This is a genomic window from Fibrella forsythiae, from assembly GCF_017353175.1.
GTDB lineage: Bacteria > Bacteroidota > Bacteroidia > Cytophagales > Spirosomataceae > Fibrella > Fibrella forsythiae.
In genome coordinates this window covers 235861-252426 of sequence record NZ_JAFMYW010000002.1, presented here as the reverse complement: position 1 = coordinate 252426, position 16566 = coordinate 235861, and the positions used below count along the sequence as shown (strand labels likewise).

10 protein-coding genes are annotated in these 16566 nt (G+C 53.0%); 7 read left to right on the top strand and 3 right to left on the bottom strand.

Features of this window, described 5'->3' with window-relative positions; all coding sequences use genetic code 11:
- Positions 1 to 414: 414 nt before the first annotated feature.
- Positions 415 to 2001 carry a sulfatase family protein gene (locus tag J2I46_RS07120; RefSeq protein ID WP_229379644.1) on the bottom strand — a complete coding sequence of 529 codons (1587 nt, stop codon included), beginning with the start codon at positions 1999 to 2001 and terminating at the stop codon, positions 415 to 417.
- A 245-nt stretch (positions 2002 to 2246) separates the two neighbouring features.
- The gene (locus J2I46_RS07115) at positions 2247 to 3545 is read right to left on the bottom strand and encodes a hypothetical protein (RefSeq protein WP_207328320.1); all 1299 of its coding nucleotides are present in this window, start codon (positions 3543 to 3545) and stop codon (positions 2247 to 2249) included.
- A 176-nt stretch (positions 3546 to 3721) separates the two neighbouring features.
- Here J2I46_RS07115 and J2I46_RS07110 point away from each other — a divergent pair, with 176 nt between their 5' ends.
- Positions 3722 to 6907: a cyclic nucleotide-binding domain-containing protein gene (locus J2I46_RS07110; protein ID WP_207328319.1), complete on the top strand. Its 3186-nt coding sequence runs from the start codon at positions 3722 to 3724 to the stop codon at positions 6905 to 6907.
- Positions 6908 to 6915: 8 nt separating this feature from the next.
- Here the strand turns inward: J2I46_RS07110 and J2I46_RS07105 are convergent, their stop codons facing one another.
- Positions 6916 to 7761, bottom strand: a complete 846-nt coding sequence (locus tag J2I46_RS07105; protein WP_310589014.1) for a Rossmann-like and DUF2520 domain-containing protein — start codon at positions 7759 to 7761, stop codon at positions 6916 to 6918.
- A 115-nt stretch (positions 7762 to 7876) separates the two neighbouring features.
- Here J2I46_RS07105 and J2I46_RS07100 point away from each other — a divergent pair, with 115 nt between their 5' ends.
- The 6 genes from J2I46_RS07100 (at position 7877) to J2I46_RS07075 (ending at position 16340) form a co-directional block, all read left to right on the top strand.
- Positions 7877 to 9385, top strand: coding sequence for a 4Fe-4S binding protein (locus J2I46_RS07100; protein ID WP_207328317.1), 1509 nt, complete (start codon positions 7877 to 7879; stop codon positions 9383 to 9385).
- Positions 9386 to 9648: 263 nt separating this feature from the next.
- Positions 9649 to 10707, top strand: coding sequence for an OmpA family protein (locus tag J2I46_RS07095; RefSeq protein WP_207328316.1), 1059 nt, complete (start codon positions 9649 to 9651; stop codon positions 10705 to 10707).
- 331 nt (positions 10708 to 11038) lie between these two features.
- Entirely contained in the window at positions 11039 to 12022 is a 984-nt protein-coding gene (locus tag J2I46_RS07090) for an OmpA family protein (protein ID WP_207328315.1), read from the top strand.
- Between the two features lie 274 nt (positions 12023 to 12296).
- Positions 12297 to 12929, top strand: coding sequence for a LysE family translocator (locus J2I46_RS07085; RefSeq protein ID WP_207328314.1), 633 nt, complete (start codon positions 12297 to 12299; stop codon positions 12927 to 12929).
- A 196-nt stretch (positions 12930 to 13125) separates the two neighbouring features.
- Positions 13126 to 14778: a glycosyltransferase family protein gene (locus tag J2I46_RS07080; protein ID WP_207328313.1), complete on the top strand. Its 1653-nt coding sequence runs from the start codon at positions 13126 to 13128 to the stop codon at positions 14776 to 14778.
- A gap of 101 nt (positions 14779 to 14879) precedes the next feature.
- Positions 14880 to 16340 carry a DASH family cryptochrome gene (locus J2I46_RS07075; RefSeq protein WP_207328312.1) on the top strand — a complete coding sequence of 487 codons (1461 nt, stop codon included), beginning with the start codon at positions 14880 to 14882 and terminating at the stop codon, positions 16338 to 16340.
- Positions 16341 to 16566: the final 226 nt, after the last annotated feature.

Sequence of the window (16566 nt, the reverse complement as noted above, 5' to 3'; positions counted from 1 at the left end):
TCCAGCCTATTTTATCAGGAAGTAGCGGCAGCAGGTCAGTAACGGGCAGGGCCGGTTCAATTCGTTGCCAGTTGGCATCATTCAAAGCCGGGCGGCTCCATTCTGGGTCATCGCCCGCCCGAAACGCCCAGCCCGGCATAGGTGGGTTCGTTTCGCCAGCCGCCCTGACCCTGGCTTTGGCTGTTTTATATGCCCAACTGGCGGTGAGGGGAAATCCAGCTTCGGGCAAGCTATCAACAACAACAACGACCTGACCCACTGCCAGCGAAGCCAGTAGCCAGCCAATCAGTACAAGCACCAAGCGGGACATAGGAAGGTAGTTCAAACACTAAAGAAACGCCTTTCGATTGAAACCGACAAGTTCAGTCGTTTCCAGGTACGTTGCATAACCTCTGTCTGAACGGGCTGGCAGCCTCAATGCAATTGCAATTCCCCGGTGTTTGCCTGGTAGCCATCCCCCACGACCTGCTTCATCTGTTTCTGCATCTCGGTCAGTTTGTCGGGCAACGACTGCGCCAGATTTTTCTGCTGCCCCGGGTCAGAACGGAGGTTGTACAACTGGGGCGATGGGCTAAGGCCTGTTTCGAGCTGTACCTGCTCATTAACCGGCTTACCCGGATACGGAGGAATAAGCAGCCAGTTGCCCGAGCGGAACGCCAGCCTACCCGAAGCTTCGAGCACCAGGTTGGCCCGTCCTGTTTCAGACGTACCCAGCAACGTACCCAGCAGGTTCTGGCTGTCGGTGGTACTGGCTGTGCTGCCCACCAGTGAGGCAATCGACGAGAACAGATCGAGTTGGCAAATTAGCGCGTCCGATACCGCCGCTTTTATCCGACCAGGCCACGATACGCTAAAAGGAACCCGGGTGCCCGCTTCGAGCAAGCTGTATTTCCCACCCCGAAACTGGCCCCAGGGTGTGTGGGTGCCATTTTTTTCAACAGCGTCATCATAATAGCCGTCATTCAATACCGGGCCGTTATCGCTTGAGAAGATGACCAGCGTATTGTTGGTAAGCCCTGCTTCTTTCAGCTTCTTCATGATCTCGCCCACACACCAGTCTGCTTCCAGCACCGCATCGCCGCGCGGGCCAAGGCCCGATTTGCCGACGAATCTGGCGCCCGGTACTCTGGGTACATGCGGTTGATTCAGGGCGTAGTAGAGAAAGAAAGGTTGCCCGTTTTTTTTGGCCAGGTGCGAATCGATAAACGCGGTGGCTTTAGCCAGAAACGTTTCAGCCATCAGTTCATCTTTCCACAGAGCCGACTTGCCGCCTTTCATATAACCGATGCGCGGAATACCATTATGCACGCTCTGATTATGCCCATGGTGCCATTTCATCCGCGTCATCAGTTCGGGATTGGTTACGGCGGTGGGTTCGCCCGGAAAGTTTTTCTCGTAACTTACCAGCAACGGATCACCGGCGGTAAGCCCAACTACGTTTCGGTTTTCGACGAACACCGTCGGAACCCGATCGTTGGTGGCGGCCATGATATAGGAATAGTCAAAGCCCAGATCGTTCGGCGTTTTGGCAATAGCCCGGTTCCAGTCTACGTTGCCGCTGCCCAGACCCAGATGCCATTTACCCACTACGCCCGTGGCGTAACCCTCTTTTTTGAGCAGATCAGGCAATGTGACCGACGCGGTATCGATCAGCAATGGGGCGTCGCCGGGCAGGATCTTAGCATTTTCGTTGCGCCACGGATACGTACCTGTCAGCAGGGCCAGTCGACTCGGCGTGCAGGTAGCCGACGTGGCATAGCCATTGGTGAACCGAACGCCGGAGGCCGCCAGCTTGTCGATATTAGGCGTCTGAATCTGTCCCTGACCATAAGCACTCACATCGCCGTAACCCAGATCGTCGGCGTAGATAATCAGGATGTTTGGGGTTGTAACATCCTGTCCGGTAGTGGTTGTGTGGCAGCTGGCCGCAACGAATGCCAGCGGACCAAGCATAAAAACCTGCAAAAATCGGCAGGCGGTCGGGTGGTTGATTAAGCGCATACAGGTATAGGAAACTGGCGTGTCGACTGGTCGAATTGGCAAATAAGCTAAGTCTGGCCATTTGTCGATATACTAATCTATAATTGGTCAGTTGGCAACAGTGCCTGTTTAACTTATCCTTACCAGGAAACCGCAATCAATAACATGCCGCCCTTATTAGGGCTAAACCTGAGATAGATTTGCGTTCTACTATTAACATACCACCCCTAACGGGGCTACGGGTTGAAATCATGTCGAGATTTACATTACCGATCAAATGCCACAATGTACTGCGACATATAGACGCTCTTTTCCGGCCGAATATGCTTGATAAACAACCGCGCCCGTTGGCCTAGTCGCAGGCAGGTGTGTTTTTCGGCAACGGCTTCCGGCGTATTCATCGGTTGCAGGGATGGATACCACAGAAAATAACCGGCCCGTTCGAGCAGAACCTGCGGTGCTGTCCAGTCCTGCGAGTTGAGCGCTTCGCCGAGGTCGGCATGTTCATTGAAAGCGATGTGAACGCTGCTGCCCGCCCAGGATGGTCCGGTGGCTTTAGCCATCAGCATCACCCACGCCTTCAGGTGCGTATTCCAGCTAACTGATGGCCCCCAGTAATACCCGGCTTTAGCCGACGAGGTTGGTCCGCCGCCATCGGCTTTCGGAATTTGCAACGACGCTATTGGTACGCCAACGCCATCGTAGGGCACGTTGAACCCCTTCCCGTCCCAGCGACGGGCCTTGCCTTCAGGCTGGTCAAGGTCGGACAGGCGTATCCGGGCTACACTGATACACTGACCGCGCTGTTCGCTGGCCGGGTCATAGGTGGCCGCCAGGTACGTTCCCGGATAGCCATATTCGCCATAAAACAGGTAGAGATAATCACCACTGACTACCGCCGAAGGATCGCCCACACCGCCCGCAAACGTTTTCGATTTGTTGTGCGGGCTCAAAATCATCCGGGGCTGCTTATCTTCCAGGAATAGCCCTCTGTTTTGCCAGCTTCGCCCACCATCGGTCGATTTCATGATACCGATCCGGCATACGGCCGAGGGTGAACCGGGTTCTTTTATGCCTTCCGGCCAGTTTTCGTTTTTATAGCCTGTACCTGTTTTCGGATCATACGGCAGGGTGCTGGGGTAATTTTCATTATGATACACCGCATACAATGTCTGCCCCGACGCATCGGTTACCGCCTGATAAACCGTTTCAAACCAAACGGCTCCGTGCAGACCGGCATCACCCACAGGTACGTTTGCGGGCATGGCTGGTTCCGTGAATGCCTCTTTTTTGCTCAGAAATGCAGCCTCGGCATTTGGGCCATCGGCAAATTTCAGGTCGCGGGCATCCCCCCAGAGCGGATCCTCGCCGTATTTCCCCGGAAAAATACGAAAGGTATCACCTACCCATGCCTCGGCCATATTGCAGTCGACAAAGGAGTTGAAGTTGACCGTATCGGCCGGGATGAGCGTAAACGTGGGCTGGAAATCACGCTTCCCGGGCAAGCAACACAGCGCAACGGATACGACCAGGCTGATCAGAGAATAGCGGATGAGGCGGCTCATGGGCAAGGTGGTTTCAGTAAAAGCGCACATAGACGCTTCCAGATGGGTTTATTCAAAAACCGTATTCCGGGAAATACCTACTGAATGAGCTATATTCTCTATTATTTAACCGTTAAGCCGGGGCTATACGGCGCGGGGTACGGCGATGGTTGACGGTTTTTGGTTTTCTTTGCTACATGGTCGAAACGCGTTCACCGAACTCAAGTTCTACACAACGGGTCAATCGTTCCCTCGGCATCCGGGAAGAAGAGGGGAAGACGGTCCGGTTGTTTTTTCTGCACAACTTTTTGCTGGGTATCGGCACCGTACTGGTCTACGTAGCAGCCAACGTACTGCTGCTCGAGAACCACCCGGAGACTAGCCTGCCCATCGCCTACATTTTGTCGGGAATAGGCATGGCGGTGGTGGGTAGAATCTACGCACATTTCGAGCACCATCTGGCGTTGCAACAACTCGCCACCCGGGTACTCTGGTCGGTAATTGTGCTCACGGCCCTTATTGCGGCCTTCGTGGTTCTGGGCCATTCTGTTGCCGTTGCCATCGCCATCATGGTTGGGTATCGGATCATCTACCTGCTCACCAACCTCGAGTTCTGGGCGGTGTCGGCGCTGGTGTTCGATGTCAGGCAAAGCAAACGGCTGTTTGGCGTCATCAGTTCGGGCGATATGCCGGCCAAGGCGCTGGGTGCGTTACTTGCCGCGTTGATCCACGGACACGGGCCCCTGGTCTGGTTGCTACTGCTGGCGTTTGGCTGCTACGGAGCGGCGTTGCTCATCACCAATCGAACCATCCGGCTACACAAGGTTGAGGCAACTGCCCGGCCCGTTCGCACCGCCGGCCGAACCACTCGTCCGTGGGTAGCGCAGCTATTCGGTGGCAGTGATCTGATCTCGGCGGTTTGTCTGACGCTGGTGCCGGTAGCCATGATAGCGGCCGGTATCGAATACGAATTTTTCATCAACGTAAAACATAAATTCCACGACCAGGGCGACGTGATGCAGGCCCTGGGTAAAGTACTGGGCGTAACGTACCTGCTGGCTATGGCCGTAAAAGCCCTGTTTTCGCGACGAGTGCTCGATAAGTTTGGCATCATGCCTACACTGAGAAGCCTGCCCGTTCTGGCAGCCATGGGCTTTGCCGCCTACGGGCTCATTGCCTGGCGCCCTACCAGCGAAACGGCTCAACTGCTTTATTTCAGCCTGTTGTACATTAGTTTCGAAGTGGTTCGCCGCGCCATCTTCGATCCGGTATTACTGGTTTTGTTTCAACCATTGCCCCCGCAACAACGCCTGAAAGGGCACACGCTGGCAAAAGGCCTGTACGAACCCGTGGGCATTGCGCTGGCGGGTATAGCCCTCTGGCTCGTGTATACCCTGGGCGAATCGTCCTACCAATGGCTGTTACTGGCCGGATTTGGACTTAGCGGACTGCTGTTCGTCTTTATACAACGTACCTACCGGCACTATGTCAACACGTTACAGGACGCCCTCAGCCGCCGGTTCATGGCCCCCGACGAGGTCACGCTACGGGGTACGGCAGCTACTTTTGTTGAACAGGCCCTGGATAGCCCCAACCCGGTTGATGTACTGAATGCGCTCGATTTTGCACACTCATTACCAGCCAACGCCCTTCAGCAACGTACCCACGCCCTGCTGCATCATCCCGAAGCGGCCGTTCGGCAGCGGGCGCTTACGATTACCGACCCACTACACGTACCTGCGCTACTGGTGACCCTTGGCGATCTGGCTCAGCATGATCCCGATGCGGTGGTACGTCGCGAAGCCGCCGGGCAACTGACCCGTACTGCCTCCGGTCATGTAGCGCTGATGCCCGCTCGCTCGCTCGATGTGGCGCGCCTGCTGCTTCACACGGCCGATATGCCCGCCCGCGAAGGAGCAATCGTTGGCCATCTGCGTACTGATCTTCGGGATAAAGCAGCGCAGGCCAGTCTGAACGAACTGGCCCTTTCAGACATTCCGGAGCGGCGGGTAGCGGCGCTGACCTGCCTGGCTATGTTAGGGCATGACGCTCTTCAGCTACCGGGGCTAACTCAATTTATAGCCGCTAGTTTGCAGGGTACAGATTCAACAGTGGTAGAGGCAGCACTACGTGTAGCGGCCTGGCAGCCAGACGCCGACATACGGCATCAACTGGTCACGTTCCTGCCGCATCGCCGCTACGGCCGAACGGCCATGACCAGCCTGATTGCCCTCGGCGACGACGCCCTTCCCCTGCTACCCGAACTAAAAACACTGTCTGATAACACATTACTGCTCAAACGGACGGCTACTGTAGCCGGGAGGATCGGCACTGAACCGGCACGTACCTGGCTGCTCGATCAGCTTGCCAACGCCACGCCAACCCGGCGCGGCCCACTACTCGATGCGCTGAACACATTTTCTCCCACAGACCGCGACAACACGCTATATGATCAGTTGCTGACAGATGAGTTGTCGCTGACATACCGGCTGCTGCGGGGAAGAACCGAGCCCCTGAGCCCGCTACTGGCCGAGGCCCTCGATTATGAACTGACCGTAGTTACTGACCGGATTCTGTTACTATTGATGGGCCTCTACGACCGCGAAACCGTTCGAAACGTGCGCCAGAGCCTCTCGCACCAAACAGCAGAACGCCGCGCCAATTCGCTGGAATTGCTGGAAAATATGACGGGTGCGAAAACCTCGGTCACCCATTCGCGCGCCGTTTATGCTGGCCTGCTGGCCCTGTCTGATACCGCCCTGTCGTTGCCAGACCGAATTGCCCTGCTTAGCCCGCACGTTCACCAAACCGCATCCGACCAATCTATCCGGCTTTACATAGGCCAGCAGGGTCAGGATACGTTTACCGAATGGACCGTACTTTGCCTGCCCACCGACGATACCCTTTCTGATACAGACACTTTACAGCCTATGCACCACGCAACCACCACGGCATCCACCTCAACGATTGAACGGGTCTTTCTGCTGAAGAACACCGGCCTGTTTGCCGATACGCCCGCCAACGTGCTGGGTAGTATTGCCCCCATCATGAAGGAGGTGTCTTTCTCTGACGGGCAGGAAATTGTTCGTAAAGGCGACCTCGGCACCAGCCTGTTCGTTATCCACGACGGGAACGTGGGCATTTACGATGGGCAACAGGCGCTGGCCGAAATGCACAAGGGCGACGTGTTTGGCGAACTGGCACTGCTGGACGCCGAGCCCCGATCGGCCACCGTCATAGCCCACGGCGACGTGCTGCTATTCCGTATTGACCAGGACGATTTTTACGACCTGATGGAAGAACGTGACGAGCTTCTCCGCAACATCATCCGCCTGCTAAGCCGCCGAATCCGTACGCTGAACCAGGGCCTGGCTAAAAATTGATGTTTACTCTAGGTCCGGCGGCGTATGCTCTCGGTAAGTAGTTCGTAGATACGGGCCACGTTGGGTTTGGGGCGCAGGTACGTCAGATGGTTCTCAATCACCTTGGTGTCGTTACGGCGGGCAGGGCCGGTTTGCACATCGGAGGGGTGTCTGGCTTCCAGCGCTTTACGTACCGTTTCGCGGATCAACGGCTTTAGTAAGTCGAATTCAAGGTCTTCCTCGTCGGTAATATCTTTGGCCAGCGCCATCAGGTGATTGCTGAAATTACAGGCTAGCACTGCCGCCACGTGTAACGCCCGCCGTTCGGCCGAATTGACCAGGTACACGATCGTACTGATCTCCTGACCTACCGTGACCAGTTGCTGCTGGGTTTCAGGATTATCGGCTTCAATACAAAGCGGAATCTGTTCAAAATCAAGGAGTGCCAAACCACGTGAGAAGGTTTGTAGCGGATAAAATACACCCGTTTTCACCGGCACGTCGCTGTAGACACTCACTAATTGCTGCAACTTCTCCAGCGACAAACCGCCCGACGTGTGCACGAGTGTGGCGTTTTCGGGCAATACCAGCCGGGCGCAAACCTCGTCGAGCGCATTATCGGGTACGGCCAGAATAAACAGCTGCGAGGCATTACTGGCCAGATTCAGGTCTGAAATAGGCCGGGCATCGTAGAGCATCGATGCCAGTTGCCGGGCGTGCGTCAGCTGCCGGCTGTAGATGGCCAGTACATGATGTCCCGCATTTTCAAGAGCCGGAGCCAGGTGCCAGGCCACATTCCCCGCGCCAATAAACGTGATGGTCATTTTGAAAAGGTTTGCCGTTTTCTGTTTACAGTTTGCGGTTGCTTCGCCAATTGAACACTATTTTCGAAGGGAGCGCAACTGCAAACAGAAGACAGAAAACTGTAAACACCAAAATTAAAACCTTCACCACCTCCAGCGCGTATATTTGGGTAGACTCTCCTACCCTATGCACGTTCCTGCCTTGCTTCGCCCCGTTGGCCTCGGCCTCTTTCTCATCGGTTTTGCCTTTTTCATTTACATACTCACGCTCGGCCAGTTCCGGCTGACAACCGACGTGGTAAAACAAACGCTGAAACCGGAGCACCAAACAGTGTTACAACCCCGCCTGGCACCCCTCCTGAACAAGACGTACGCTGGTAATCTCAGCTTTATCCACGATGTACGGAACGTTATCAACACATATAACAGCGAGCAGGAGGCCAAACAGAACTGGAAAGCCGTCATCTACGACGACTACCTGTTCGACCTTACCAAACGAAGTGCCCTCGGTGGCCCCGCCAATCAGGGTATCTGGTTCTGGTTGAGCATTGGGCTGGCTGCGCTGGGTACGTTGCTGTATTCGCTGCCCCGCCTGAATGATAAACCCGGCGTTCGGAACAACGGCATCATGCGCCATTCCGCCACGCATCGAGGTTGGATCGGTATCCTTGTGGGTACGTTCCTGATCGGGTTTTACATCCTGCTCTACTTCTACGCCGAATACCTCACCAACTGGACCGCGCTCGTCGATCCCTTCAGCCGTGCCTTGAACGGTGGGCCAGCCAGCAAATGGTTTCTTTACGGCTTTCTGTATACCACCGCCGTGACGGTCATGGGTGTTCGAATGCTGATTAACTACCGCCACAGTCGGTACCAGCAATACCGAACCGTTTCTGTGATGGCTTTCCAGCTCTTTTTCGCCTTTCTGATTCCAGAGCTGATGAGCCTGCTGAATGCCCCTTACCAGGACCTGAAAAGCATTTGGCCCCTCGACTACGACTTCTTTTTTGACTATGAGATCAACGCCAAACTACAGGCGGGTACATTGGGCATTTTCATGTTTGTCTGGGGTACGGCCTTATCCACGGTGGGCGTTCCAACGATCACTTACTTCGTGGGTAAACGCTGGTATTGTTCGTGGGTCTGCGGCTGCGGTGGCCTGGCCGAAACCCTCGGCGATCCGTATCGGCACTTATCAGACAAGACCCTGAAAGCCTGGAAGGTCGAGCGCGTACTGGTGCATAGCGTGCTGGTTTTCGCCGTGGTAATGACCCTGCTGGTGCTGTACAGTTACTTTTCCGGCCAAAGCGCCCTCTTCGGCTTCCTCGATTCGTACAGCGTTCGTAAAGCCTACGGATTCCTGATCGGGTCTATTTTCGCGGGTGTGGTAGGCACGGGCTTTTATCCGCTCATGGGTAGTCGTGTGTGGTGCCGGTTTGGTTGTCCGCTGGCGGCGTATCTGGGTATTGTTCAGCGGTTTAAATCCCGGTTTCGTATCACTACCAACGGCGGCCAATGTATCTCCTGCGGCAACTGCTCTACCTACTGCGAAATGGGTATCGACGTGCGAGCGTATGCTCAGAAAGGGCAAGACATCGTACGGTCATCCTGCGTTGGTTGCGGCATCTGCTCGTCTGTCTGTCCCCGCGGCGTGCTGAACCTCGAAAACGGCCCGGTCAGCACGCGGAAGATTTGAGAGATTATATCATGTTTGCCCCATCAGGGACTTAACAGCACAGCATCGGAAGCCTTAAAACCGATACTTTATTCAATTACCGAAGCCAGGGCTTCGGTAGTACATAGCTGTAGACTGAAAATAATAAATTTTGCCGGGCAATTTTTACTTTTTTCGGTTACCCTGCAATCAATTTAGGCCTGTTTATTGCTGCAACTCCTGTGTTTCACGGTGTACTGCTCTGTAAAAAGAGTATGGTACAACTATCAGGAATGTCAGCCGGTATGCTTACCTATATCATCGCCAGTCTCTTTTGTCTGCGTAGCCTTTTTCTGCATGATCCAGCCGAATTGCATAATCTTCAGTTGGTGAAGATTCAGGGGAGTTGCCTCAATGCGGTTACGAAAGCCAGGCTCAAGAGCAGTGCCTTTGCCTTGTACAAACAGAGTAAAGTGAAAGTAGGTGAAAGCGATGCCACCGGCCGGTTCAATCTGGTGGTACCCGTTTTAACCGAAACGATCGTTTTTGAATCGGAGGGCTTCAGGCAGGCGGTTATTCCGGTCAAATTCAATCAGGGTATATCAGATAATGCCAGATTCAGGCTTACCGTGGAAATGGGAGCACCCAACTGGCAGGCAGTAGCGATTGTCAATCAGTTATGCCTGAATTTCGACGTACCTGCTGACCTCGAAATCAATTACAAAGTAGTGCCAATCGACGGAAAAGAATCGGGTATCTCGCTGACTATGAAACCAGAATGGAATCAGAAGCAGCCCCTGACCAATCTCAATATCGACACGGTCAAACCGGGAAAGACGTACCTGGTTACTGCCACATCAGCAGGCGGGGAATTACTGTTTACCAACACGGTAAAGATTAATCCTGGCTCTAATTTTTTGGCCGTCATTGTCAAAAAACCTGACCCGGTACAGGTAGTCACCTCCAGTGCTGCAGTAGCGACCGTAGTGGTTGCAGCACCTGTCCCGAAAGAGAGGCCTGCTAAGTTCTTCAGCCCCACAACGGTGTATTTCGACCAAAGCAGTTACGACCTGCGCGATGCCGCAAAAATGATGCTAGACTCTGTTTCCACCATTCTGATACAACGGCCTACCATCCGACTAAACGTAACTGGTTATACCGAGAACATTGGACGGCGCGATCTAAACGTGATTTTGTCGGAATTCCGGGCACGGACTGTAGCGAATTACCTGAAACAGAAAGGTGTTCGGCCAGACCAATTATTCCTTACAGGAAGGGGCCCCGACTCGCTTGCCACCTCAGATGATCCGGAATCAAACCGGCTCAGAAACAGGCGGGTCGTTATCCAGTTTTTACCCAGATAACAGCACTACCTTTCGGCAATCTGACCGGTACACTGCTTAAGCTATTAGCCGCAGCTTTGTCTGATGTGCTTCTCTGCAGCTTTTCGCTGACACTTTTCACCTGCGTTTTACCGCTCTTTTCTGAGTGCAGTTACCCATTTCCTGAGCCTGGTATTGGCGAATTGACATTACTGAATAAGTCACCGATGCTGGAAACTAACGAGAACGTGAGTTATCTGAAAGCCAATACCGCCTACTAACATTCCAGGCTTGGGATAGCTTGAAATGGTTCTTTTGCGACAGATCGGGTAACTTCAGGGAATAACCCTTAGGGAAATCAACGTGTATGTTTTTGGCTATTCTTTTCGCTCTGGTTCCTCTACTCAACGGCCGTTTTTATCAGGAAAAGCAACATCAGGCAGCAGACTCAATCAGGCTACATGGCAGATGCTATGATATGGCCACCGGCATTTCAGTGTCCATTGCAGCTTACACACAATCGGGAGGCCAAAAACAACGAGTAGTGGTTACCAGCCGTTCCGGCAAGTTCGCCTGTCAGATTCCGGCATCTGCTAAAGCTGTTCTTTTTGAGGCGACGGGGTATCATACCATTGTAGTGCCTGTACAACTATCTGGAAAAACAACGGATAACGCCAGCTTCATGGTCGATGTACCAATGAGCCCCAATGACTCAAGTAGTGTGCAATCGCCCACTCGACTATCGCTCTATTTTACCGCTCCAGACAGCATTAACATTGCTTATGCGCTAACCAGGCCAGATAATCCAGCCTACGTAACCAGCCTGCGATTCAGACCCGGTCATCACCTGAAGCACATAGCCCTGGAGCACATCGATCCTGGCGAATATCTGCTCACCTCGTCGCTCATAAATGGCCGTGTGCTGAAGCGCGAAACGTTGATCGTTGGCCAGGGATTCACGTTTAAAGCCATATTATTTGATAACCCTGAAGAGTTGACATCACCTAAACTGGAGCCCGGTATGGCAACCAGACTTCTTTATTTTGACCAGAGCAGTTATGATCTCACTCCTAGCGCCAAGACAACCCTGGATTCGGTAGCCAGCTTTTTAGCCAGCCACAAGATCACGAAAATTCAGCTTACCGGTTATACAGATAATGTGGGCAGGCGCGACCTGAACATAACCTTGTCAGAATACCGTGTCAGAATGGTGATCAACTATTTACGGCAACATGGCATACCAGACGAACAACTTATAGCCACTTGGGAAGGCCCCGATTCGCCCGAAGCCGCGAATGATTCGGAACAAAACAAGGCTAAAAACAGGCGGGTGATAATCCGGTTTTTACCCAACTAACTACATTCTGACGTGTTTAGCTGTAGCTTGATCAGCATGTTCAATTCAACCCGATCAGATGGCTACGGCTTGCACTTGACCCGGACTTCGCGTGCTTGGATAAAGCCCACTGCTGGCCGGTATTCCGGATCGTTTTATTCAGTACGCTCAATCCGTTTTTACTTACGCCTTCAGGTACGTCGCCAACGTTTTTTTTGAACTTCCCGCACGCTTTTATTCCACCCATTAACCAGCCAGCGTTACCTTTCGTGGGTCCAATGCCCGTTTATCACCTATGTTCGGAATCGACAATTTTGCTGCTTTTGTTCTGGCCGGTATCCTACTGAACATGACGCCCGGCTCAGATACCATGTATATTCTGGGCAGAAGCCTCTCGCAGGGAATGCAGGCGGGGATTTACTCGGCGCTGGGGATCACGGTGGGTTGTCTGGTGCATACATTTCTGGCCGCCTTTGGCTTGTCTATCCTGATTGCTGAGTCACAACTGGCCTTCAACATTGTAAAATACCTGGGGGCAGCTTACCTGTTTTACCTCGGTATTCGGATGATCCTAACGCGGGATGACACAGCGTTCGATGTGGCTGCTATGACCAAAACCAATTACCGGCAACTCGTCGTGTCGGGAATAGTAACAAACGTACTAAACCCCAAAGTGGCGTTATTCTTCATTGCATTTCTGCCACAGTTTGTTCAGAAAACGTACAGCCATACATCCGTTTCGTTTCTCCTTCTGGGCCTGACGTTCAACCTGACTGGCACGATCTGGAATCTGATGCTGGCCATTTTTTCGGCCAATATGAGCGCTGGTTTTAAGCGTAATCAGCTGATTAAAACCTGGCTCAATCGGTTTACGGGCACCCTCTTCATTCTGCTGGGCATAAAACTGGCCGTTGAGCGGAGCCACTGATGTAGGGCAGCAGAAAGCCGTACTTCACAACCACAGGCCAACCAGCCCTACGTACCTGACCCAGCTAGTCCCCACAACATATTAGCTCACAATAACGACCAGTGAATCGGCTTTGTATCTATGATTTAAAAACATGATCATATATTAACGTCTACAAATTAATCGTCCGTTTCCACAATCAGTCTGACCGTCTTTCATGCGCCCTGTTGCCCGCAAAACGTGGCTGTTCAGTTTGCTTATTTTTGTTCTTTTTGCCGGCAGCTTCATGGCTTCGCTGTTTGCCAAACGGCAATTGCTCTGGATGGATGAATTGTTAAGCTACCTGCTCATCTCCGACCAGTCACTGACTCACCTGAACGATGCGATCGTCAGTGGTCTGGATGCCAATCCGCCGTTGTTTGCGAATCTGTACTGGCTACTCGCCCACACCGTCAGTATGAACGTGGTGTTCCTGAAAAGTGTATCTGTTGTGCTCTTTGCCAGTACTTTGGCTATATTTTATCAGTATATAACTTACTTCCTCAACCGGCCAGCTGTCAATTTTGTGCTGGTGACGTTGCTGGCCGGACTCACCTTTCTGAACAGCACACTGGCTACGCAGATCAGGGCTTACCCGCTGTTTCTGCTGCTGACGCTGCTCTACTTTGTGGCGCTTCACCAACTGATTCGCCAGCCGTGGAAAGGGAGTTTGCTCTTGGCCCACACCCTTATTGGCCTGCTTGTGGTACTGACCCACAACTTCGGCCTTTTCTACGTAGCGGCGGCGGGGGCTTTTTTCGGTCTACTCTGGATCTGGTCGGGTAGTCGTTACTACGGCTACGCGCTGGGTACGTTCATATTGATTGGTATTGGCTGGCTATTGATCTGGTACCCGAGTTTCGCCATTCAGGCCAGAGCGGGCCAACCACACTCCTGGATTCCGCTTCCGACTTTACGGTCATTTTTCAGCATTGTTGGCGAACTGGCCCCCACTCCCTCGGCAAAACTGGAAGCAACCGGTCTGTTCTCACTCGTGGTTGTCTTGCGGTTTCTGGGCCTGATCGCCCTGTTTGGTTTTATTGCCATTCCTAAACTAAGAAACGGATTTCGGTATGCCATTGCCGACCAGGCCTTCATGCTGTACCTGCTGGCGGGCTTTCTTTACCTGACAACCCTTATTATAACACTGGCTGTCAGCCTGTTGCACACATCTGTATTCATCAGTCGTTATCTCTGGCCGAGCCATTTACTGGTCATCTACCAGTTGGTTTATGCCGTTCATTATTTCGTTGGCATCCGCTCTGCCACCAGCCAACAATCTGTAACCAGCCGCCCAAGAACCGGTTTGTTCCGCCGCTTCTTGCAGGGCAGATCCGTACGCATGGCAGGGGTATGGATACTGCCCGTTTATCTGGTTGGGCTGGCTGGCCTGCTGTTCTACCAGAGCCGGAAGGTGTCGCTGGCACCAACTACGGTTATGTCATATGTTGATCAATTGGATAAACGATACCCGGTTTTTCTGGAGTCGTCGATCAACTTTATACCGGTCTGGTTCTACAGCCACAAGCAGCGCCCGGTCTACTTCCTGTTAGACCGCGCATCAGCCTTCCATCCAGCCAATGACCTGGGCGCATCGGTGGGTTTTCATACGTTGGAAGCGATCCGGACGAAGTACCGGGTGGCGGCCATCAAAACGCTGACTAATTTTAACCCGAATCAGATTCCACATTTTTTCGTGGTCGATGAGCAGTGGAATTACCAGATTGAACGGTTTATCCAGAACGGAACTGTTCGCGTTATTCAAACCATACCGACCACAATGGCCGGTATTACTATCCGGGAATGTGCCTTTACCGAAGCGGCCCACTAAATGAAATCGGGCTGTTTCAGGGCATTTTTTGCGCGCAGCGCTAATCTTTTTGCTTCACCCCGGGTTGATTTACCGTATCCGTTTCGGGTACGTATCCGCCTATGTCATCTCCCAATCGTATTCTTTACTGGTTCCGCAGCGATCTGCGGCTTCACGATAACCCCGCCCTTACGGCAGCCTGTACCGAAGCCGCTGAGGTACTGCCCGTTTACGTGTTCGATCCGGCCCAATTTCGGGAACTACCTAAACTTGGCCTTAAAAAAACGGGCATTTTCCGGGCCAATTTTCTGCTCGAAAGTGTGGCTGACCTGCGCCAATCGCTCCGGGCACGTGGGGCCGATCTGATTATTCGGGTCGGTGATCCGGCTCAGATACTGGCCGACATGGCCGAGGAGATCAATGCCAGGGCTGTGTATGCCAGCAAAGAGGTAACATCGGAAGAAACAGACGTAGAGTCGGCGTTGTCGAAACGGCTGAAACCCCTTAACATCGATATCGAACTATTCTGGAGCAGTACGCTCTATCATATCAGAGACTTGCCATTTGGCATTGCTAAACTCCCGGACGTGTTTACTCAGTTCAGAACCCGCGTTGAGAAAGAGGCGCAGGTACGTGAACTGGACCCTACGCCAGACCAGGTCGTTATGCCTACCGGCATCAAGGCAGGAGATCTGCCAACGCTGGAGCAACTGGGTTTCACGGAAACACTACAAACCGATAATCGGGCGGCGATCTCATTTAAGGGTGGTGAATCGGTAGCCCTCGCCCGCCTTGAGCATTACCTCTGGACGAGCGATCTGATACGTACCTACAAGGCTACCCGCAACGGGATGCTAGGTGAAGCGTACTCGAGCAAATTTTCGGCCTGGCTTGCCCACGGCTGTTTATCGCCCCGATTTATTTACCACGAAATAAAACGCTATGAACAGGACCGGGGCGGCAACGAGTCGACTTACTGGCTGATTTTCGAACTGATCTGGCGCGACTTTTTCCGGTTTGTTGCCCTCCGTTTCGGCTCGCGGCTGTTTAAGCCAAGCGGCATCAAACACGCACTAAAAAAACAGTGGAATCACGATCCTGATCTATTTCAACGCTGGGCCAGGGGAGAAACCGGCATTCCGTTGATCGACGCCAACATGCGCGAACTGAACGCAACGGGCTTCATGAGCAACCGGGGCCGGCAAAATGTGGCCAGCTTTCTGGTAAACGATCTGGGCCTCAACTGGACCTGGGGGGCGGCTTATTTCGAAAGCCTGCTGATCGATTATGACCCGTGTAGCAACTGGGGCAACTGGAATTATGTGGCGGGTGTAGGCAACGACCCACGCGAAGCCCCGAACGGGCAGCCCCGGTACTTCAACATATACAGTCAGGCCACCCGATACGATGAGCAGGGTCTATATGTAAAACACTGGCTTCCGGAACTGGCCAACGTACCTGGCGACAAGGTGCATCTGGTGTCTGAGCTAACCCAACAGCAACAGGCCGAATTTGGCGTCGGTATCGGCGATACGTACCCGATTCCCATGGTTGACCCAATCAAATGGCAAAAAAACAGGTAAGATACAGAAGCCCACTTCTCTATTATCCTATAGGGTTAATATTGTAATATACCAACCTTTTGTAACTTTACTTTTCTTGCCGTAGATACATAATCGTACTTTCAGCAGTACCCATCTTTTTTTTCCCGTTCCGTCAATATAAAAAATCCAAAGTCTTCCCGACATCGTATACCATAAGCTTTCCCGAACAACCGGCGAAAGATTAACCGATTCTTATATTCTACGA

Coding starts and splice junctions, on each gene's coding strand:
- J2I46_RS07075 (WP_207328312.1), top strand. CDS start 14,880: ATGTCATCTCCCAATCGTATTCTTTACTGGTTCCGCAGCGATCTGCGG.
- J2I46_RS07115 (WP_207328320.1), bottom strand. CDS start 3,545: ATGAGCCGCCTCATCCGCTATTCTCTGATCAGCCTGGTCGTATCCGTT.
- J2I46_RS07110 (WP_207328319.1), top strand. CDS start 3,722: ATGGTCGAAACGCGTTCACCGAACTCAAGTTCTACACAACGGGTCAAT.
- J2I46_RS07095 (WP_207328316.1), top strand. CDS start 9,649: ATGCTTACCTATATCATCGCCAGTCTCTTTTGTCTGCGTAGCCTTTTT.
- J2I46_RS07080 (WP_207328313.1), top strand. CDS start 13,126: ATGCGCCCTGTTGCCCGCAAAACGTGGCTGTTCAGTTTGCTTATTTTT.
- J2I46_RS07100 (WP_207328317.1), top strand. CDS start 7,877: ATGCACGTTCCTGCCTTGCTTCGCCCCGTTGGCCTCGGCCTCTTTCTC.
- J2I46_RS07120 (WP_229379644.1), bottom strand. CDS start 2,001: ATGCGCTTAATCAACCACCCGACCGCCTGCCGATTTTTGCAGGTTTTT.
- J2I46_RS07085 (WP_207328314.1), top strand. CDS start 12,297: ATGTTCGGAATCGACAATTTTGCTGCTTTTGTTCTGGCCGGTATCCTA.